The following is an 18,345-nucleotide window of genomic DNA, read 5'->3' on the forward strand; positions in this document are numbered from 1 at the left end:
AGCCAGCTTGCTGGCGATGGACTCAAGTGCGCTGCGTTTATCCAGTTCATACGCGTCATCGTTAACGACCATCGCCAGCAGGCTGGCTCCTACAAGGGGTCGTGCCCACGCTCAAATGGAAGCCCCCAAAAAAAGGTTCTTCACGGATCACCGCGTCGCCTGCATCGCTGGCAAGCCAGCTCCTACAGATGGGTTGTGTGGATTGCCTTGTCTGACTAACATGTCAGAAAATTCATCCTATGATTGGATGAGAGGGCGAATTCCATGTCAGAAATCTCTCCGTTGGTGAAACGATCCCTGGTCGATCAGGCCCTGGACCAACTGCGCCAGCGTATCAACCAGGGCATCTGGGTCGTTGGCCAGCGTTTGCCCACCGAGCCCGAGTTGTCGGCGGAACTGGGCATCAGCCGCAACACCGTGCGCGAAGCCATGCGTGTGTTGGCGTTTTCCGGGTTGATCGAAATCCGCCAGGGCGACGGCAGTTACGTGCGGGCGGTGGTCGATCCGCTCGATACCCTGAAGGCGCTGTCCCGTTGCTCCCTTGAGCAGGCCCGGGAAACCCGACACATCCTCGAAGTCGAGGCCATCGGTCTGGCTGCCATGCGCCGTACCGATGAGGACCTGGTGGCATTGCGCGAGGCGCTGGGTGTCAGCGGCAGTCACTACCACGGCGATCTCGACACCTACATCGCCTGCGATCTGGTGTTCCACCGCCGCCTGGTGGACGCCGCGCACAACCCGACCCTCAGCGAGCTGTATCGCTATTTCTCCAGCATCGTCGGCGCGCAGTTGCGCCAGACCCTGAGCATCGTCCCGCGCCGCCAGGAAGTGTTCGACCTGCATATCGAATTGCTCGATGCCGTCGAACAACGCGACCCGGAGCGGGCCAAATCCTTGTCGAGGCAGTTGATCAATGAACCTTGAAACCGAGAAGTCGATACCGCGCGGTGATTTATCCACAGCCGCTAAACGTTCGGCAGAGCTGGAAGAACTGCTGATCGACGCCGAGGCCGATGACGAACAGGTTCAGCAAACCCACCCGGTTCTGCGCCGGCCGTGGCTGTTGCTGCTGGGCCTGATTCTGGTGGCGCTGAACCTGCGCCCGGCGCTGTCGAGCATGGCGCCGATGCTCAGCGAGGTCTCGAAGTCCCTCGGCTTGTCGGCGTCTGCGGCAGGATTGCTGACCACGTTGCCGGTGCTTTGCCTTGGCCTGTTTGCGCCGCTGGCACCGCTGCTGGCCAGACGTTTTGGGGCGGAGCGGGTGGTGCTGGGCATTCTTCTGACCCTGGCTGGCGGGATCATCCTGCGCAGTTCATTCGGTGGGATCGGCCTGTTTGCCGGCAGTGTGCTAGCCGGTGCCAGCATCGGCGTGATCGGTGTGTTGCTGCCAGGCATCGTCAAGCGCGATTTCCCGAAACAGGCCGGGACCATGACCGGCGTCTACACCATGGCCCTGTGCCTGGGCGCGGCGATGGCGGCGGGTGCGACCGTGCCGCTGAGCGAGCACTTCGACAAGCGCTGGGCGCTGGGCCTCGGCTTCTGGGTTATTCCGGCATTGGCGGCGGCGCTGTTCTGGCTGCCGCAAGTCAGCCAGAAACACGGCGCGCACAACGTTGCCTATCGTGTTCGAGGCTTGCTGCGCGATCCGCTGGCCTGGCAGGTGACCTTGTACATGGGCCTGCAATCGTCCCTGGCCTACATCGTGTTCGGCTGGTTGCCGTCGATCCTGATCGGTCGCGGCCTGACCCCGACCCAGGCCGGGCTGGTGCTGTCGGGTTCGGTGATCGTGCAACTGGTCAGCTCACTCGCCGCGCCCTGGCTGGCGACTCGTGGCAAGGACCAGCGCCTGGCGATCGTGATCGTGATGGTCCTGACCCTCGGCGGTCTGTTCGGTTGCCTGTATGCGCCGATCGAAGGTTTGTGGGGCTGGGCGATCGTGCTGGGGCTGGGGCAGGGCGCCACGTTCAGCCTGGCCTTGACCCTGATCGTGCTGCGCTCGCGGGATTCCCACGTGGCGGCGAACCTGTCGAGCATGGCCCAGGGTTTTGGTTACACCCTGGCGTCCATGGGGCCGTTCGCGGTCGGTCTCGTGCATGACTGGACCGGTGGCTGGACGGCGGTGGGCTGGATCTTCGGCGTCATCGGCCTGGGGGCGATCATCGCCGGTCTGGGTGCCGGGAGGGCGCTGTATGTGCAAGTCAGCAGCGAGAAAATTCAACCGTGACGGATGCCTATAAATAGACAACCTCCAGGGTCGCGGAACCGTCGAGTATTGCATCCTCGCTCAGGTCCAGCGTTGAGGTGGGGGCAATGATGGCGACGAGCGTGACCCGGCTGCTCAGGTTCTTGATCTTGACAGGACCTGCGGTGCTGCCCGCCACATCGGTAAAGCCCAGATAGCTGTTGGCGGCAATTGGTATGGAGCTGAAACTGGATGTACTCCACGCCTGCCCCTTGGTGGTGGAGTCGGTTCGATACACTTGCGGCAGAGGGTCCGCTACGGTGCTGGCAGGATCGAAGTGCAGTGAGTACAGACCGATCCGGTTGCCGCTGCGGTCGACGTTCAGGCCGTAGTAGATCTCACTGTTGACGATGGCCGAACCTTCGCGGTTATCGCGCATTTTCAATGCGAAACGTGCTTCTGTGTTGCAGCTGATGTTGAGGTCGAGTGATTCGTCACGCAATTGCGTCCTTTTGTCGACGTTCAGGTCCTGTCGGGAGATTTTTCCGTAGTCGACAAGACCGTTGTTGGAGAAAGTCGGGGTGCAGGCGACCGGGGTGATGGTGCCTTTGACCAAGAGTGCATTGGGGGACACCGCAAGAGCAGCAGTCGCCATGCCCATCAGCAGTCCGGTGGTCAGAGCCATGGGAATACGCTTCATCGATAAATTCCTTTTTTTCGTAGAGGTATAGGCGCTGAACCGTTCATTCAGGCAACGAACGGTTCAGTGCCTTGACGCTTAGTAGTAAACCACGTCGAACGTCGCGGAGCCTTCAAAGGCGATTTCGTCAGTCAGGTCCAGCGAGTCGGCGCGAGCGATAAAGGTGTCGACCGTAAAATCATAGGTGACATCTTTAGCGTCAATCGGTAGGGAGCCGCCAGTAGTGGTAAAGGACAAGAAATATCCCGGTTTGGCTGCGGTGGCTTTCGCCCAGGATAATCCGTCGGTTGATTCGATTGCCTCCCCTTCAGCTGTATCCGCTGTGACTTTCGTGACGCTGGGGACAAAGAAGCCCAACTTTTCGTTCTTGGGGGTCAGACCAAGGCCAAACGCAAACTGACCAACCGGTGATGAGTTGCCGGTATTGTCAGTTGGCTTCAGTGCGAAACTGATTTTACCATCACAGGCTATGGTCAATTGCATCGGATGTGCATCCCCAACCTTCGTATTCTGATCTTGCTTAAGCTGTGATGACGAGATCTTGCCAATATCAATGAGACCGCCATTGGAGAATGTCGGTGTGCAAGCTACTGGTGTGATAGTGCCTTTGACCTCCAGGGTATCGCCCACGGCGAAGGCCTGAGGGGTGGTGCTGATCGCGGCTGTTGTAGCAAGTGCAGCGAGGTACTTTTTCATGGATAAAACTTCCTTTCTTTCGTTGTTGGCCTTGAATGTTCCGAGGGGCGTAAGTGCTCCGCGGCTTCAACAAGGCAGGGTTGGGTGTTACGGGTAAAGAATTTCGATCGTCGCCGAGCCGTCGAGGTGAACGGCGGTGCTCAGGTCCAGGCTCGCGGTGGGGGCAATGACGGCCTCGACCGTCACCGTGGTTGTGAGATTCTGGATATTGGCCGGGCCTGCGGTGCTACCGGCGCTGTCGGTAAAGCCCAGATAGCTTCTCTGGGCGAAGGGTATGGGGGTCGAACTGGAGGTGCTCCAGGCCCTGCCCTGGGTGGTGGAGTCGGTTCGATACACGCGGGCGAAGCTGTCGGCGCTGGCGTTAGCGGGATCGACATTCAGTGAGTACAGGCCGATCTTGTTGCTGCGGTGATCCAGACCCAGCCCGTAGTAAATCTCGCTGTTGATCGTTGCCGAGCCCGGGCGGTTGTCATGCATGACCAGGGCAAATTCCATCGGGGCGTCGCAGTCAACTCGCAGGGTCAAATCCTTGAGTGGCAGTCGGGTGCTTTTGTCAGCGTTCAGATCGTTTTTCGTTAGCCGACCGAATTCCACCCGGCCGCCATTGGACAGTTCCACTTTGCACGCGGTGGGCGCGAAACTGGCGCGCAGGGTTATTTCTCTTGAGAGGCCCGTCGAGACCGCGTCGAACAGGCCGGTGGTTTCCCAGACTACGGCGTCACGTACCTGCAAGGCTTTTTCCGACGCCCAGGCTGTCAGCTCCAGTTGCGCCGAAAGACTTTGCCCTTGCGCCGCCACACCGCCCCGAACCGGAACGATGGCCTGCTGCGGTTGCCAAAGCAAACTCGAAGCGGATGCTTCAGGTACTTGGCCGACGGCAGAAATCAAGCCCAGGTCCACCGGTTGCCCATCGAGCACGGCGTCACTCATGCGCACGGCATAGCTGCCGTGTTCGGCAAAGCGAAAGCGCTCGGCGGTCGCGGCCATGGCACGGTAGAACAGGATCATGTCAGTGGGTTGGGGACAGCTCAGGTTCAGGCTCAGGTGGCGCTCGCCCAGGGTTTGCTCTGCGGAGCCATTGGCGCGTATGGCCCGATTCGTCAAACCGTAATCGACTACCGGCTGACTCAGGGTGAGCTTGCATTCATCGGCCAGGGCCCAGGCGTGCGGCGCCAGTCCGCTCAACATCAACGTGCCGAGTGTCAGCAACAAAGGGTGGGACAGCTTCATGGGGATATCCTCAAAGTGTGCGGCACCGGGCGGCAGCGGTCTCGTAATACACCTGGGTATTGGCCTTGGCCGGCAGTTCGAAACGCAGTTCGCAGCGCTCCAGCCCTGGTGCGGTTATCCACAGGTCGCGGGTGTTCAGAACGTTGGGCAGAAACACCAATCCACCTTCTTGAGCGAGCGTGATGAATTCACCGTCTGCGCTGCTTACCGTTGCGCCACGGGGCAGTGGGGCACCGTCGTCCGTGGTGACTTTGAGCAGGGCGCGGCGGGTCAAGGTGACACCGAACTCGACCTTGTCGACGGCCCCGCGTCCGGCGGAAACCACGGCCAGTCCGTTGTTGATATCGAGGTTGCGTGGCAGTGAGCGGGTGTCGACTTCTACCGGGCTGCGCCCATAGGCGCTCACTTGAGGCACCACGGCCTGACCTTTCCAGTCGGTCCAGACCGGACCGCTTGGGGTCGAGACTTTGATGGCGCTTTCATCGCCAACCGAAAGCAACGCGAAGGTGTCCCTTACGGCGTATGGCGATAACGTCAGGCCGTCGCCGTGCAGAACGGCCCCGCCACGCGCGCCAACCTGGTAGCTGGAACGTTCGGCATGGGAGCGGGTGTAGTTCAAGTCCAGTTGGCTGTAGCGCGGCAGCAGGGAAACCCCCGCCGAGGACTGCACTTGTTTGTCTCGTGTGTCGTGCTCGACACCGACCCGGTAGCTCAACTGGTCGTTGATCTGCTCGTTCAAGCCGACACCGCTGCGGTATTCGCCAGCGGAACTGCGTACCCAGGTGCGCGCCCGGCGACGTTCACCCAGTGGAAGGCTGAGGCTCAGGTAGACACTGTCGTCGCTACGTTGGGTGCCGCTGACTTGCCATTGCGCGGTGGCCGACACCGACACGTCGCCAATCCGGGTGCCCCAGGACGCCAGGGCGCGGCTGCTGTTTTGCCCGTCGAATGTCGTTGAACGATTGAAGCCGCTGCTGAACGCGCCAAGCCCGGGGTGTGACCAGGCCAGCGAAAGGCTCTGCTGATCGCGGTAGCGCGACTGGCTACGCTCGGACTGAGTATCGAACACCGCCTCGGACAAGTCGCGATAGCCGAATGTCCTGTACGAAGTTGCGGCATTGATCGACCACTGTTCACCCAAGCGTTGCGAAACATTCAGGTCGGCCTGAAGCCCCCTGTCGGCCTGGCGGGTGCTGGTGTCGGCTGCTTGCAGGGTGGTCTGGATCTGTGTAGCGGGCCCTGGCAGCAGGCTCAGGCCAGCGCCCGCAGCACGGTAATCGGCGGTACCGGTGGCACCGGTGCTGAGCAAGACATTCGGGTTGAGTGCTCCACTCCAGCCGCCGCTGATCACCCAGGGTTCGCCGCTCCGGGCGTCGCCGAGACGGCGTACCTGGCCGGCGGCCAACGAAAAGCCGGGAGCCGGCAGGCCAACGCCGAGCATGGCGACGGGGACGGTGAAGCGTTGCTCGCTGCCATCCGCTTCCTTGACGGTGACTTCAACATCGGAGCGACTGTCGAGCCGACGTACGTTACTCAGGGAAAACGGTCCGGCCGGTACTACTGTCGAGTGGATCAGCGAACCGTTCTGGCGTATTTCGACCTGGGCCTGACTGCGGGCAATCCCTTCGATGGGATTGCCTTGGCCTTCGACCTGGAGCGCCTGCTCCGTCATGACCTGAACGCCGGTGATTTGCGCACCCGCCAGTACCGGGTTGTAGAGATTGACCTGACCCGCTTGAAGCACTGTTTCGTGGCGAGCAAAGGTGCGCTGGGCGTAAGCCGCCAGGTGAGTGGTGTGCGACACATCGTTCTGCCAGGTCTGCACCTGACGGCTGCGCACAATCCAGTCGCCGGCATTGAAACCGGCTTCGGTGTTGGCTGAGAGGTAGCGGCTCGATCGATTGCCGTATTGGCTGTGGAGGCTGTTGATGTCGTAGTTGAGTAGCCCGGCGATACCGCCGGTTTGATAACCGGAGATATCCCGGACCACCGGACGTATCGCCTGGGTGGGCACTATCAAGGAAAGGCCGAGATTGGCCGGATCCTGTTCGATTCGAGCCTGCGGCCAAGTGGCGAGCACATCGAAACAGCCTTTGTCGTTGGCCGGAATCGATGGCTCGCTCAGGTTTGCCGCATCCAGCAGGGAACGGTCAAAGCACAAGTCGCCCTCCCGGTTGAACGTGACGTCGACCCGGCCGCGACGCTGGCCATTGACCGTGAGGGTGATCGGATGTCGGCCGGCGGTGAAGCTTGGGGCGGCCAATAGTTGGGTTGCGAGACTGGGGTCGATACCCCGCTGAATCAGCGTTTTCCGGTCGAACGAAGTCAGCAACAGATCGGCATTGAGGTCATCGGCATTGGCTTCGAGTCCTATCAGCACGTTGCCAAGCAGCAACACCATGCCGGTCCGGATTCGCGACAGATGAGGGGACGTGCTGGCCGGCCGAATCGCAGGCATGGCTTCGCCATCACGGTATTTCAATACGGTGTTCATGGGGTTCACTTGGGTTCTGCCAGGGTGCCGGCTTGATCCGCTTCGGATTCCGTCACGCTGAAATGTCGACGCCTGCTTTTCCCTGCATGGCGCTATCGATGATGTCTGCTCTAGAGGGCGATCGGCGCGTCATAGGGAGGCACAGCAAAGCCATAGACGGTCGCTGGATTGATTCGAACCTGGGTGGCAGCCTTTGCAGGGACCGTAATGCTGATCTGGTCACCGGGCAGTACGTAGGTTCGCGGTAGCGTCGCGGCGCTTCCGGAAGGCAGCAGTTGTACTTCCTGAGCCAGGCGTACGACATAAGGTGTTTCGTTGCGTACGGTCAGTTGACCCTCCTGCAGCGACCATTTCAGGTCGGTCCATGGCGTGCGGTTGGGCGCCAGGCCCGCAGGATGGAGGATGATCGGCAGGTTCTGGCGCACCGTCACACCCACACGGGCATGCCCGGCTTCGGCAGCAGGTTTGCCTTGGGGGATGCCTTCAAAAATCGCCCGTTTCAATCGCTGGGTGAGCAGGGGCTTTTCCGATTGCAGGATGAAGCGCACCAACTGCGTCTTGGCGGCTTCAACGCGTGCCAAGGGTGGCGTCACGAATACCAATGGTTCGGTGTCTTCGGGAATGTCTTCTATGGTGACGTGCAGCAGTGCCAGGCTGGCGTCGGTATTGGTCACGGATACGGCGGTTTCCCCGTTGGCTTCATTGACGATGATCACGGAGGTATCAGGCACCATGCCGTCGGCGTGGACCTGTACGGTCCATATCAGAGCGCACGCACCGATGCCCGTGTGGGTCAGGCGGCGCAACTGCTTGAAAAATATTGTCTTGATGTCGCTCATTGGATTTCCCGGATAAAAGACTGTTGGCATGGCTCGCAATACAGGTGGCGCAGAGGTTCCGTGAACAAACAGGCAGTGCTCAGGGGCGTAGGCGTCTTCTTCATGTCATTGATAGTCAGGCAAAGAATGAGTGCAGTTCTGGGCAGGGGTGGCCGGACTGCTTGGCAGGCGACAAGTTAGTGCGCAAGGGGCGCTGGAGGAATGCAACTAATACGAAAAGAGAGCGGGCGTGTATGAAAGAGTGTTACGGACTACGCAGCGATTTCTAAGGAGGGCTCTTTTAGTTGTAGTCCTTCTGCGTAGTCTTCAGCGCGCTGCAATGTAGGATCCATCTGTTTGTTGGATGGGCAAAGAGTTAGCCCATTGAATACATTGGGGATGCGACGTCGGAGGGTTTTTCGAGGCGTTGTGGAAGGGGCAGGAACGGCGCTACTTTCCGCGCTTTTGCGCCACCAGCAGGAGGTATCCCACAATGCGAGTCGTTATTGCTGACGACCATTCCGTCGTTCGTGTCGGGCTGCGCATACTCATCAACGCCAGTCGACGGTGCGTGATCGTCGGTGAGGCCGACAGTGTCGACAACTTAATGAATCTGCTTTCAAGCACGTCCTGCGAACTGCTGATCACCGACTTCTCCATGCCGGGAGGGCTGCAGGCCGATGGTTTGAAGATGTTGAGTACGATTCAGCGCCATTACCCGACCTTGCCGATCATTCTGGTGACCATGTTTACCAGTGTGGTGACGGCTAGGGCTGCGCTGGCGCAAGGGGTGATGGGCATCGTTGCCAAAACTGCATCGTCGACGGAGTTGCCCCTGGCAATCAATGCGGTGCAAGAAGGGCGCCGTTACCTCAGCAAGTCCCTGCGCACGCTGTTGGCCAATACCCGCGATCAGTTTCACGAATCACCCTTGTCAGCCAAGGAGCACGAAGTGGTCCGAATGCTCGCCAGTGGCATGACCGTCAGCGAAATCGCCGTTCACTTCAATCGCAGCGTGTCGACCATCAGTAAGCAAAAGAAAATGGCTATGCTCCGGTTAGGTATTTCCACGGACGTTGATCTTTTTTCCTACGCCCGGGACAGCGGAATGACCTGAATAGTCATCGCGTTATTTTCGTCGTGAATGCCGATAGTGTTCGATGCATTTGCAGACTATCGTGCGGGCACTCTTTCGAAATCATTATGCAAACCCAGGGGAACCCGCAGATGAGTGAAGCCCATAGCGCCTTGATCACCCGTTTCTACCAGGCTTTCCAGCGCCTGGATGCCGAAGCCATGGCGGCCTGCTACACCGATGATGTGGTGTTCAGTGACCCGGCGTTCGGTGAGCTTCGCGGTCGCGATGCCGGTGACATGTGGCGCATGCTGACTACCCGGGCCAAGGATTTTTCCCTGACCTTCGATCATGTTCACGCCGACGGGCGCACCGGTGGCGCCCATTGGGTCGCGACCTACCTGTTCAGCCAGACCGGCAACACCGTGGTCAACGACATCCAGGCGCGCTTCGTTTTTCGCGACGGCAAGATCTGCGAGCATCACGACAGCTTTGATCTCTGGACCTGGTCACGTCAGGCATTGGGTTTCAAAGGTTTGCTTCTGGGCTGGACGCCACTGGTGCGCAACGCCGTTCGCGCCCAGGCATTGAAGGGGCTGAAGGCATTTCAGGCCGGTCGCTGATAAGATCGCGGCTTGTTTCCTTTCAAGCCTTGATCGTGCCGTGACCACCCCAAGCGCGTCTCCCGTCAGCAAGCCCTGGTTCGTCTACCTCGTTCGCGCGGCCAATGGTTCGCTGTATTGCGGGGTCAGCGATGATCCCGTGCGCCGCTTCGCCAAGCATCAAAGTGGCAAGGGTGCACGGTTCTTTCTGTCCAGCCCGGCCATGGCGCTGGTCTACACCGAACGTTGTCGCGACAAAAGCGAAGCGCTGCGCCAGGAACGGCTGATCAAGAAACTGCGCAAAAGCGCCAAGGAATGTCTGGTCGCGTCTTATCACTCTGACTGATCAGTTCCCATCAGGCAGATCTGTAGGCTGCCAGTTGATTGCGCGCTAAGCTGCGGATTCCTGATCCTTGCGGCGGAGCCGAGCATGTCCGAGTTGATTCTGCATCATTACCCGACGTCCCTCTTTGCCGAGAAGGCCCGCCTGCTGCTGGGCTTCAAGGGCTTGTCATGGCGCTCGGTGAAGATCTCGCCAGTGATGCCCAAACCGGACCTTACGGCGTTGACCGGTGGCTACCGCAAGACGCCAGTGTTGCAGGTCGGTGCAGATATTTATTGCGATACGGCATTGATTGCCCGGCGACTGGAACAGGAAAAAGCCTTGCCGGCGTTCTTTCCGGAAGGTCAGGAAATGATCACCGCGTCGTTTGCAGCCTGGGCCGACTCTGTTGTGTTCCAGCACGCGGTCAGCCTGGTGTTCCAGCCGGAATCGATAGCGGTGCGCTTTGGCAATTTATCGCCGGAAGCGATCAAGGCGTTTCTGGCCGACCGTGCCGGTTTGTTCAGTGGTGGTAGCGCGACAAAATTGTCTATTGAACAGGCCAAGCATCAGTGGCCAACGATCATGTCGCGGCTGGAGTTGCAGTTGCAGCGTGAAGAGGGTGATTTCCTGTTCGGTGAACCGTCGATTGCCGACTTTGCTCTGGCCCATTGCCTCTGGTTCCTCAAGGCCACACCGGTGACGGCTCCGCTGGTCGACGCTTACCCGGCAGTCAATGCGTGGCTCTCTCGGGTATTGGGCTTTGGTCATGGCGCCTCCAGCGAGATGACGTCCGAAGAGGCGCTGGAGGTGGCGCGCAGTTCCACACCAGCGGCATTGCCGGATGAGCAGTTCGTCGATCCCAACGGATTCACGGTGGGCCAGCAGGTGGTGATCGCGGCCACGGACTATGGCGTTGATCCGGTCGCGGGAGAGCTGCTGTTTGTCGGCAGCGAAGAGTTGATCGTACGACGCAAGGACGAGCGTGGCGGCGTGGTGCATGTGCACTTCCCGCGGTTTGGATTCCGTATCGAAGCGATCTGACGCAGGATTACACCTGTGGCGAGGGAGCTTGCTCCCGTTGGGTCGCGAAGCGGCCCTTGAAGAGGGACTGCTGCGCAGTCCAGCGGGAGCAAGCTCCCTCGCCACAAGGGTTTTGTGAACCTGGTCAGTTATTTCAACGCCGCCAGAATCGCATCCGGGTCATACCCGCGAATCAAGGTTCCGTTCACATCGATAATCGGAATCCCTCCACCACCCAAGGCCTCATAGTCCTTGCGCGCGACGGCATCTTTCTCGATATCGAATTCCTTGTACGGAATGCCTTTCTGATCGAGAAAGCGCCGGGTCAGCTTGCAGTAACCACACCATTCGGTGGCGTAGAGCACGACGTTGGCGCGGGCCTGCGTCTGTGCTGGCACCACTTGCGAAGGGTTGAACACCCGCTCGATCTTGCCCCAGTTCTGGTAAGCCACGACCACCAGCAGGATCAGCAGGAATTTTTTCAGTACGCCGCCGAGCATCAGTTGCGACGCTTCAGCTGATCGGTGAGCGAAGTGGGCAGGCCCTTGATGATCAACGTACCCGCTTCTTCGTCATACTCGATCTTCGAACCCAGCAGGTGCGCTTCGAAACTGATCGACAAGCCTTCGGCGCGGCCAGTGAATCGACGGAACTGGTTCAGGGTGCGTTTATCGGCCGGGATTTCCGGCGACAGGCCGTAGTCCTTGTTGCGAATGTGATCGTAGAAGGCCTTCGGGCGTTCTTCGTCGATCAGCCCCGACAATTCTTCCAGGCCCATCGGCTCACCGAGCTTGGCCTGGCTGCTGGCGTAATCCACCAGGGTCTTGGTCTTCTCGCGGGCGTCGTCTTCCGGCAGGTCTTCGCTTTCAACGAAATCACTGAAGGCCTTGAGCAGGGTGCGGGTTTCACCCGGACCGTCGACACCTTCCTGGCAGCCGATGAAGTCGCGGAAATACTCCGAAACCTTTTTGCCGTTCTTGCCTTTGATGAAAGAAATGTACTGCTTGGATTGTTTATTGTTCTGCCACTCGGAAACGTTGATCCGCGCCGCCAGGTGCAATTGGCCCAGGTCCAGGTGACGGGACGGGGTCACGTCCAGTTCATCGGTTACGGCCACGCCTTCGCTGTGGTGCAGCAGGGCGATGGCCAGGTAGTCGGTCATGCCTTGCTGGTAGTGTGCGAACAACACGTGGCCGCCAACCGAAAGATTCGATTCTTCCATCAGTTTTTGCAGGTGCTCGACCGCCACGCGGCTGAACGCCGTGAAATCCTGGCCACCTTCGAGGTACTCCTTCAGCCAGCCGCTGAACGGAAATGCACCGGATTCCGGATGGAACAGGCCCCAGGCTTTACCCTGTTTGGCGTTATAGCTTTCGTTGAGGTCGGCGAGCATGTTCTCGATGGCCGCGGACTCGGCCAGTTCGGAGTCACGGGCGTGGAGAACTGCAGGTGTGCCGTCGGGTTTTTTGTCGATCAGGTGGACGATGCAATGACGGATCGGCATGGGCTTCTCGGCTGAATGAGGAGAGGAGGGCGTGCTCCCCCGAAAAAGCGCCCAGTGTACCGCAACCACTGGTTTTGGCGCGGTGCGAAGGGCAATTGGCAGGCGACCGACGGCGCTTATGCGTTTTTTTCCTGTTTTAGCGCAATAAAGCTGACCAAATGGGTAGCTAGAGGCGGATATTTCCACGTCTGTGTGCTAGCTTTGCCCGGTCTTGCGCGAAGTCACTGCGTTAAGCGTGCAGTCAGCATTTGTCAGGTCGAACCAAACCCTGATTTCGGTATCTATAACCCCGATCCCGAGGTTATTTGGCCGAGGGTGCCGGATCCAAAAGATCGGGCTCGATGGCTGACATTGCACTCTGCAATCCATATGAATTTGATAGGGAAGGAACACTAAATGGCTCTTACTAAAGACCAACTGATCGCCGACATCGCTGAAGCTATCGACGCGCCGAAAACCACCGCGCGTAACGCTCTGGACCAACTGGGCCAAATCGTTGCCGATCAGCTGGAAAACGGCGGCGAAATCACTCTGCCAGGTATCGGCAAACTGAAAGTGACTGAGCGTCCTGCCCGTACCGGCCGCAACCCTTCGACTGGCGCTGCCATCGAAATCGCTGCCAAGAAAGTGATCAAGCTGGTTGTGGCCAAAGGCCTGACCGACGCTGTTAACAAGTAAGACTTGTTAAGAAAAACCGTGCGCCGGAGCGATCCGGGCACGGTTTTTTTATGGGCGTTTAAAAAGTTTACGCAAGGTAAACTTTGGCAATAATTTATTTGTGAAAGCGGTTGTTGCCGCGCGTTTCATCGGGATAGCTCGTTTGTTCCGAATAACACTTTTCTCCCTGTATAAAACGAACGCTCCTACAGAACTGACAGTTGAGTGTGCGCCTTGGGTCGGTAGTATCGATAAGGCGTAGCGCATGGCTTTGCGTAAAAGCCAAAACCAAATTTCAGTTTTTCGTTACAGGGACGTTTTTTATGAAAGTTAAACAGTTGTTGATGTGCGTATCGATTCTGGTGTCCGGTCAGGCGTTGGCCAATGTGACCGAGTACTGCCCAAGCCCTGCTGACATCAGGGAGTTGGCAGCCGGTGCCTATAAAGCCCCGACAGCCAGTGGAGACGGGGAATGGTACGGTGTTTCGCAAACCGGTCGTGGGCCGGTTGGTAAGTTCGAACTGGCGATATTCGCACCTCGCATAGCGGCCGAGATCAGCACTGTAGCCGGTGAAATTCTGCGTTGCGGTTACATGCTGCAAAATGGAGGCGAACTGGATATGAGATACAAACGAGAGGGAACTGTCGTGAGCATTGATACTAATGGGCCATGGGAGGAATGGTTTGGTCAGTATTACTGCGATAGCAAGGAGGTACGTGCCTGTGCGTTCAAAGAAGTTGTTCGTACAACAAAACGCTGATATGAAGGTGTCTGAACTTGCTTGTTATCGAAGTTGCCCGGAAAGCTCAGGCAGTTTGTGGATATAGATATGAGCGACATTGCTAACCGCTAAGGCTTGTTAAAAAGCCGTGTACAGGAGTCATCCGGGCACGGCTTTTTTGTGCGTTTAACTTTTTACTCAGCTGTAGCCTTCGACCATCGCGCCTGACGCCAGGCCTGTTGCTGCGCCTGGGTCTGGAAGGTCCAGGCGACGAAGCGGCTCTGCTTCTGTCCCTGACCCATTTCCACCACCCGACTGTCCAGCGCGCCGGCCTTGGTCAGGGCATTCTGGATCGCCGGCAGATTCGACGCTTTCGACACCAGCGTGCTGAACCACAGCACTTGTTGCGCCACCTGCACGCTCTCGCTGACCAGTTGCGTGACGAAACGCACTTCCCCGCCCTCACACCACAGTTCCGCCGCCTGCCCGCCAAAGTTCAGCACCGGCAGCTTGCGTTTCGGATCGGCCTTGCCCAGGGCTCGCCATTTGCGCGTACTGCCCCGCGTGGCCTCGTCCAGCGAGGCGTGGAATGGCGGGTTGCACATGGTCAGGTCGAACCGCTCTGCGCTCTCCAGCAGGCCTGTGAGGATTTGCTTGGGGTTGCTCTGCTGGCGTACCTGGATTGCCTTGTTCAGGCCATTGGATTGAATGATGGCCTTCGCCGCGGCGATGGCGGTCGCATCGATGTCGGAGCCAAGGAATTGCCAGCGATAATCGCTGTAACCGATCAGCGGATACACGCAGTTGGCGCCCATGCCGATGTCCAGCACCTTCACGGCAGCACCACGGGGGATCGCTCCGTCATTCCCGCTGGCCAGCAGGTCGGCGAGGAAGTGCACGTAATCGGCACGGCCTGGCACTGGCGGGCACAGGTAGTCGGCGGGAATGTCCCAGTGAGCGATGCCATAGAACGACTTGAGCAGCGCCCGGTTGAACACCCGCACGGCCTCCGGGCTGGCGAAGTCGATGCTTTCCTTGCCGTACGGATTGATGATCACGAATTTTTTCAGTTCCGGCGTGCTTTTGATCAGCGCCGGAAAGTCGTAGCGACCCTGATGGCGATTGCGCGGATGCAGGCTGGCCTTCTCACGCGGCGCCGCGGCTTTGGCCGCAGGCGCGGATTCAGGCTTTTTGCGCGCAGGTTTCGGTGTGCGGGGGGCGGTCATGGCGGCGGTCGATTCGGGTATGGCTAAAAGTGGCGGGCATTGTCCCACATCTGAGCGTCACACTAATCAAATGTGGGAGCGGGCTTGCTCGCGAAAGCGGACTTTCAGTCAATACTTATATCGAATGTTATGGCCTCTTCGCGAGCAAGCCCGCTCCCACAGGGGGGCTTCATTAGATGCAGGAAAGTGGCAGGCACAAAAAAGGGAGGCCACTAGCGGCCTCCCTTTTTCATTGCGATCTGCCGTTACAGGCTGGCAATCCGCGCGTGCTGCTCGGCCAGCTTGCCCAGGGCCTGTTCGGCCTCGGCCAGTTTGGCACGCTCCTTTTCGATGACTTCGGCGGGTGCCTTGTCTACGAAACCGGCGTTGGACAGCTTGCCGCCGACACGTTGCACTTCACCCTGAAGACGCTGGATTTCCTTGTCCAGACGCGCCAACTCCGCACCTTTGTCGATCAGGCCGGCCATTGGCACCAGTACTTCCATCTCGCCGACCAGTGCGGTGGCGGACAGTGGTGCTTCTTCGCCGGCAGCCAGCACGGTGATCGATTCGAGGCGCGCCAGCTTCTTCAGCAGGGCTTCGTTCTCGGTCAGGCGGCGCTGATCCTCGGCGCTGACGTTCTTCAGGAACAGCGGCAGCGGTTTGCCCGGGCCGATGTTCATTTCGCCACGGATGTTACGGGTACCGAGCATCAGGCCCTTGAGCCATTCGATGTCGTCTTCGGCCGCCTGATCGATGCGGGTTTCGTTGGCCACTGGCCAAGGTTGCAGCATGATCGTCTTGCCTTCGATGCCGGCCAGCGGCGCGATGCGCTGCCAGATTTCTTCGGTGATGAACGGCATGAACGGGTGCGCCAGGCGCAGGGCGACTTCCAGTACGCGCACCAAGGTGCGACGGGTGCCGCGCTGGCGTTCGACCGGTGCGTTTTCGTCCCACAGCACAGGTTTGGACAGTTCCAGGTACCAGTCGCAGTACTGGTTCCAGATGAACTCGTACAGCGCTTGTGCCGCCAGGTCGAAACGGAACTGGTCGAGTTGACGGGTCACTTCGGCTTCGGTGCGTTGCAGCTGCGAAATGATCCAGCGGTCAGCCAGTGACAGCTCGTAGGCTTCGCCGTTCTGGCCGCAGTCTTCGCCCTTGTCCAGCACGTAGCGCGCCGCGTTCCAGATCTTGTTGCAGAAGTTGCGATAGCCCTCGACGCGGCCCATGTCGAACTTGATGTCACGACCGGTGGACGCCAGCGAGCAGAAGGTGAAGCGCAGGGCGTCGGTGCCGTAGCTGGCGATGCCTTCGGCGAACTCGTCGCGGGTCTGCTTCTCGATCTTCTTCGCCAGTTTCGGCTGCATCATGCCGGAGGTGCGCTTCTGCACCAGGGCTTCGAGTTCGATACCGTCGATGATGTCCAGCGGGTCCAGGACGTTGCCCTTGGACTTGGACATCTTCTGGCCCTGGCCGTCACGCACCAGGCCGTGAACGTACACGGTCTTGAACGGAACCTGCGGCGTGCCGTCTTCGTTTTTCACCAGATGCATGGTGAGCATGATCATCCGGGCAACCCAGAAGAAAATGATGTCGAAGCCGGTTACCAGAACGTCGGTGGAGTGGAATTTTTTCAGGAACTCGGTTTTTTCCGGCCAGCCAAGGGTGGAAAAGGTCCACAGACCCGAGCTGAACCAGGTGTCGAGAACGTCGTTGTCCTGTTGCAGGGCAACGTCCGGGCCGAGGTTGTGCTTGGCACGTACTTCGGCTTCGTCACGACCGACGTAGACCTTGCCCGACTCGTCGTACCAGGCCGGAATGCGGTGGCCCCACCAGAGTTGACGGCTGATGCACCAGTCCTGGATGTCACGCATCCACGAGAAGTACATGTTTTCGTACTGTTTCGGCACGAACTGGATGCGGCCGTCTTCAACGGCGGCGATCGCAGGTTCGGCCAACGGCTTGGTGGACACGTACCACTGGTCGGTCAGCCATGGCTCGATGACGGTGCCGGAACGGTCGCCTTTCGGCACTTTCAGGGCGTGGTCGTCAACGCTGACCAACAGACCGGCAGCATCGAACGCGGCCACGATCTGCTTGCGCGCTTCGAAGCGATCGAGACCGGCGTATTCGGCCGGGATCTTGCCGTCGATGGTTTCGTTCAGCGTGCCGTCGAGGTTGAACACCTGGCAGGCCGGCAGAACGGTGGCGTTCTTGTCGAAGATGTTCAGCAGCGGCAGGTTGTGACGCTTGCCGACTTCGTAGTCGTTGAAATCGTGGGCCGGGGTGATTTTCACGCAGCCGGTGCCGAATTCAGGATCGCAGTAATCGTCGGCAATGATCGGGATGCGGCGGCCAACCAGAGGTAGCTCGACAAATTTGCCGATCAGGGCTTTGTAGCGTTCATCGTTCGGGTTCACCGCGACGGCGGAGTCGCCGAGCATGGTTTCCGGGCGAGTGGTCGCGACGATCAGGAAATCGTTGCCTTCAGCAGTCTTGGCGCCGTCGGCCAGTGGGTATTTCAGGTTCCACAGGAAACCTTTCTCGTCATGGTTTTCCACTTCGAGGTCGGAAATCGCCGTGTGCAGCTTGGTGTCCCAGTTGACCAGGCGCTTGCCGCGGTAGATCAGGCCGTCTTCGTGCAAACGCACGAAAGCTTCTTTCACGGCTTCCGAGAGGCCGTCGTCCATGGTGAAGCGCTCGCGGCTCCAGTCGACGGACGAGCCGAGGCGACGGATCTGACGGCTGATGTTGCCACCGGACTCATCCTTCCATTCCCAGACTTTCTCGAGGAATTTTTCGCGGCCCAGGTCATGGCGGCTCTGGCCCTTGGCTTCGAGCTGACGCTCTACCAGCATCTGTGTGGCGATACCGGCGTGGTCGGTGCCCGGCTGCCACAGGGTGTTGCGACCCTGCATGCGGCGGAAACGGATCAGGGCGTCCATGATCGCGTTGTTGAAGCCGTGACCCATGTGCAGGCTGCCGGTGACGTTCGGCGGCGGGATCATGATGGTGTAGGACTCGCCCGCGCCTTGCGGGGCGAAGTAATTCTCTGACTCCCAAGTGTTGTACCAGGAAGTTTCAATGGCGTGCGGCTGGTAGGTCTTATCCATGC

17 protein-coding genes are annotated in these 18,345 nt (G+C 59.2%); 8 read left to right on the forward strand and 9 right to left on the reverse strand.

Going from position 1 to position 18,345, the window contains the following annotated elements; genetic code table 11:
- Positions 1-264: 264 nt before the first annotated feature.
- Together AB7M25_RS05835 and AB7M25_RS05840 are read left to right on the forward strand one after the other, a co-directional pair.
- Entirely contained in the window at positions 265-924 is a 660-nt protein-coding gene (locus AB7M25_RS05835) for a FadR/GntR family transcriptional regulator (RefSeq protein WP_218482049.1), read from the forward strand.
- The gene (locus AB7M25_RS05840; protein ID WP_429518564.1) at positions 914-2,224 is read left to right on the forward strand and encodes a CynX/NimT family MFS transporter; all 1,311 of its coding nucleotides are present in this window, start codon (positions 914-916) and stop codon (positions 2,222-2,224) included. Before AB7M25_RS05835 ends, AB7M25_RS05840 begins: the two co-directional genes overlap by 11 nt.
- 7 nt (positions 2,225-2,231) lie before the next feature.
- Here the strand turns inward: AB7M25_RS05840 and AB7M25_RS05845 are convergent, their stop codons facing one another.
- From AB7M25_RS05845 to AB7M25_RS05865, 5 genes are all read right to left on the reverse strand, one after another.
- A complete protein-coding gene (locus AB7M25_RS05845; RefSeq protein WP_454237056.1) occupies positions 2,232-2,882 on the reverse strand; it encodes a DUF1120 domain-containing protein in 651 nt (216 codons plus the stop codon).
- Positions 2,883-2,960: 78 nt separating this feature from the next.
- Entirely contained in the window at positions 2,961-3,578 is a 618-nt protein-coding gene (locus AB7M25_RS05850; protein WP_454237057.1) for a DUF1120 domain-containing protein, read from the reverse strand.
- A gap of 87 nt (positions 3,579-3,665) precedes the next feature.
- Positions 3,666-4,808 (reverse strand): DUF1120 domain-containing protein, encoded by a 1,143-nt coding sequence (locus tag AB7M25_RS05855; protein WP_429396667.1) that lies wholly within the window; start codon positions 4,806-4,808, stop codon positions 3,666-3,668.
- A 10-nt stretch (positions 4,809-4,818) separates the two neighbouring features.
- Complete coding sequence (locus AB7M25_RS05860; protein ID WP_429561045.1) at positions 4,819-7,302, reverse strand: fimbria/pilus outer membrane usher protein; 2,484 nt, start codon at positions 7,300-7,302, stop codon at positions 4,819-4,821.
- A gap of 110 nt (positions 7,303-7,412) precedes the next feature.
- Positions 7,413-8,141: a fimbria/pilus chaperone family protein gene (locus tag AB7M25_RS05865; protein WP_429385049.1), complete on the reverse strand. Its 729-nt coding sequence runs from the start codon at positions 8,139-8,141 to the stop codon at positions 7,413-7,415.
- Between the two features lie 472 nt (positions 8,142-8,613).
- Here AB7M25_RS05865 and AB7M25_RS05870 point away from each other — a divergent pair, with 472 nt between their 5' ends.
- The 4 genes from AB7M25_RS05870 (at position 8,614) to AB7M25_RS05885 (ending at position 11,163) form a co-directional block, all read left to right on the forward strand.
- Positions 8,614-9,237: a response regulator gene (locus AB7M25_RS05870; RefSeq protein ID WP_429385047.1), complete on the forward strand. Its 624-nt coding sequence runs from the start codon at positions 8,614-8,616 to the stop codon at positions 9,235-9,237.
- Positions 9,238-9,347: 110 nt separating this feature from the next.
- Entirely contained in the window at positions 9,348-9,818 is a 471-nt protein-coding gene (locus tag AB7M25_RS05875) for a nuclear transport factor 2 family protein (protein WP_429385044.1), read from the forward strand.
- Positions 9,819-9,858: 40 nt separating this feature from the next.
- Entirely contained in the window at positions 9,859-10,143 is a 285-nt protein-coding gene (locus tag AB7M25_RS05880) for a GIY-YIG nuclease family protein (RefSeq protein WP_429385042.1), read from the forward strand.
- A gap of 84 nt (positions 10,144-10,227) precedes the next feature.
- Positions 10,228-11,163, forward strand: coding sequence for a glutathione S-transferase family protein (locus AB7M25_RS05885; protein ID WP_429385040.1), 936 nt, complete (start codon positions 10,228-10,230; stop codon positions 11,161-11,163).
- Between the two features lie 128 nt (positions 11,164-11,291).
- Here AB7M25_RS05885 and AB7M25_RS05890 read toward each other — a convergent pair whose 3' ends face one another.
- The gene (locus tag AB7M25_RS05890; RefSeq protein WP_102698474.1) at positions 11,292-11,642 is read right to left on the reverse strand and encodes a glutaredoxin family protein; all 351 of its coding nucleotides are present in this window, start codon (positions 11,640-11,642) and stop codon (positions 11,292-11,294) included.
- Complete coding sequence (yejK, locus tag AB7M25_RS05895; protein WP_008018580.1) at positions 11,642-12,646, reverse strand: nucleoid-associated protein YejK; 1,005 nt, start codon at positions 12,644-12,646, stop codon at positions 11,642-11,644. Before yejK ends, AB7M25_RS05890 begins: the two co-directional genes overlap by 1 nt.
- 396 nt (positions 12,647-13,042) lie before the next feature.
- On the opposite strand from yejK, the gene AB7M25_RS05900 reads away from it, so the two are divergent.
- Entirely contained in the window at positions 13,043-13,324 is a 282-nt protein-coding gene (locus AB7M25_RS05900; RefSeq protein WP_007905514.1) for an HU family DNA-binding protein, read from the forward strand.
- A 302-nt stretch (positions 13,325-13,626) separates the two neighbouring features.
- Positions 13,627-14,064, forward strand: a complete 438-nt coding sequence (locus tag AB7M25_RS05905; protein WP_429385036.1) for a DUF3757 domain-containing protein — start codon at positions 13,627-13,629, stop codon at positions 14,062-14,064.
- A gap of 155 nt (positions 14,065-14,219) precedes the next feature.
- Here AB7M25_RS05905 and rlmF read toward each other — a convergent pair whose 3' ends face one another.
- Positions 14,220-15,251 (reverse strand): 23S rRNA (adenine(1618)-N(6))-methyltransferase RlmF, encoded by a 1,032-nt coding sequence (gene rlmF / locus AB7M25_RS05910; protein ID WP_429385034.1) that lies wholly within the window; start codon positions 15,249-15,251, stop codon positions 14,220-14,222.
- A 245-nt stretch (positions 15,252-15,496) separates the two neighbouring features.
- Entirely contained in the window at positions 15,497-18,343 is a 2,847-nt protein-coding gene (locus AB7M25_RS05915; RefSeq protein WP_095965484.1) for a valine--tRNA ligase, read from the reverse strand.
- Positions 18,344-18,345 lie beyond the last annotated feature (2 nt).

This window comes from Pseudomonas sp. AP3_22 TE3818 (assembly GCF_053628995.1).

Coding starts and splice junctions, on each gene's coding strand:
- AB7M25_RS05905 (WP_429385036.1), top strand. CDS start 13,627: ATGAAAGTTAAACAGTTGTTGATGTGCGTATCGATTCTGGTGTCCGGT.
- AB7M25_RS05855 (WP_429396667.1), bottom strand. CDS start 4,808: ATGAAGCTGTCCCACCCTTTGTTGCTGACACTCGGCACGTTGATGTTG.
- yejK (WP_008018580.1), bottom strand. CDS start 12,646: ATGCCGATCCGTCATTGCATCGTCCACCTGATCGACAAAAAACCCGAC.
- AB7M25_RS05850 (WP_454237057.1), bottom strand. CDS start 3,578: ATGAAAAAGTACCTCGCTGCACTTGCTACAACAGCCGCGATCAGCACC.
- AB7M25_RS05890 (WP_102698474.1), bottom strand. CDS start 11,642: ATGCTCGGCGGCGTACTGAAAAAATTCCTGCTGATCCTGCTGGTGGTC.
- AB7M25_RS05870 (WP_429385047.1), top strand. CDS start 8,614: ATGCGAGTCGTTATTGCTGACGACCATTCCGTCGTTCGTGTCGGGCTG.
- AB7M25_RS05875 (WP_429385044.1), top strand. CDS start 9,348: ATGAGTGAAGCCCATAGCGCCTTGATCACCCGTTTCTACCAGGCTTTC.
- AB7M25_RS05885 (WP_429385040.1), top strand. CDS start 10,228: ATGTCCGAGTTGATTCTGCATCATTACCCGACGTCCCTCTTTGCCGAG.
- AB7M25_RS05860 (WP_429561045.1), bottom strand. CDS start 7,302: ATGAACACCGTATTGAAATACCGTGATGGCGAAGCCATGCCTGCGATT.
- AB7M25_RS05835 (WP_218482049.1), top strand. CDS start 265: ATGTCAGAAATCTCTCCGTTGGTGAAACGATCCCTGGTCGATCAGGCC.
- AB7M25_RS05915 (WP_095965484.1), bottom strand. CDS start 18,343: ATGGATAAGACCTACCAGCCGCACGCCATTGAAACTTCCTGGTACAAC.
- rlmF (WP_429385034.1), bottom strand. CDS start 15,251: ATGACCGCCCCCCGCACACCGAAACCTGCGCGCAAAAAGCCTGAATCC.
- AB7M25_RS05865 (WP_429385049.1), bottom strand. CDS start 8,141: ATGAGCGACATCAAGACAATATTTTTCAAGCAGTTGCGCCGCCTGACC.
- AB7M25_RS05845 (WP_454237056.1), bottom strand. CDS start 2,882: ATGAAGCGTATTCCCATGGCTCTGACCACCGGACTGCTGATGGGCATG.
- AB7M25_RS05900 (WP_007905514.1), top strand. CDS start 13,043: ATGGCTCTTACTAAAGACCAACTGATCGCCGACATCGCTGAAGCTATC.
- AB7M25_RS05840 (WP_429518564.1), top strand. CDS start 914: ATGAACCTTGAAACCGAGAAGTCGATACCGCGCGGTGATTTATCCACA.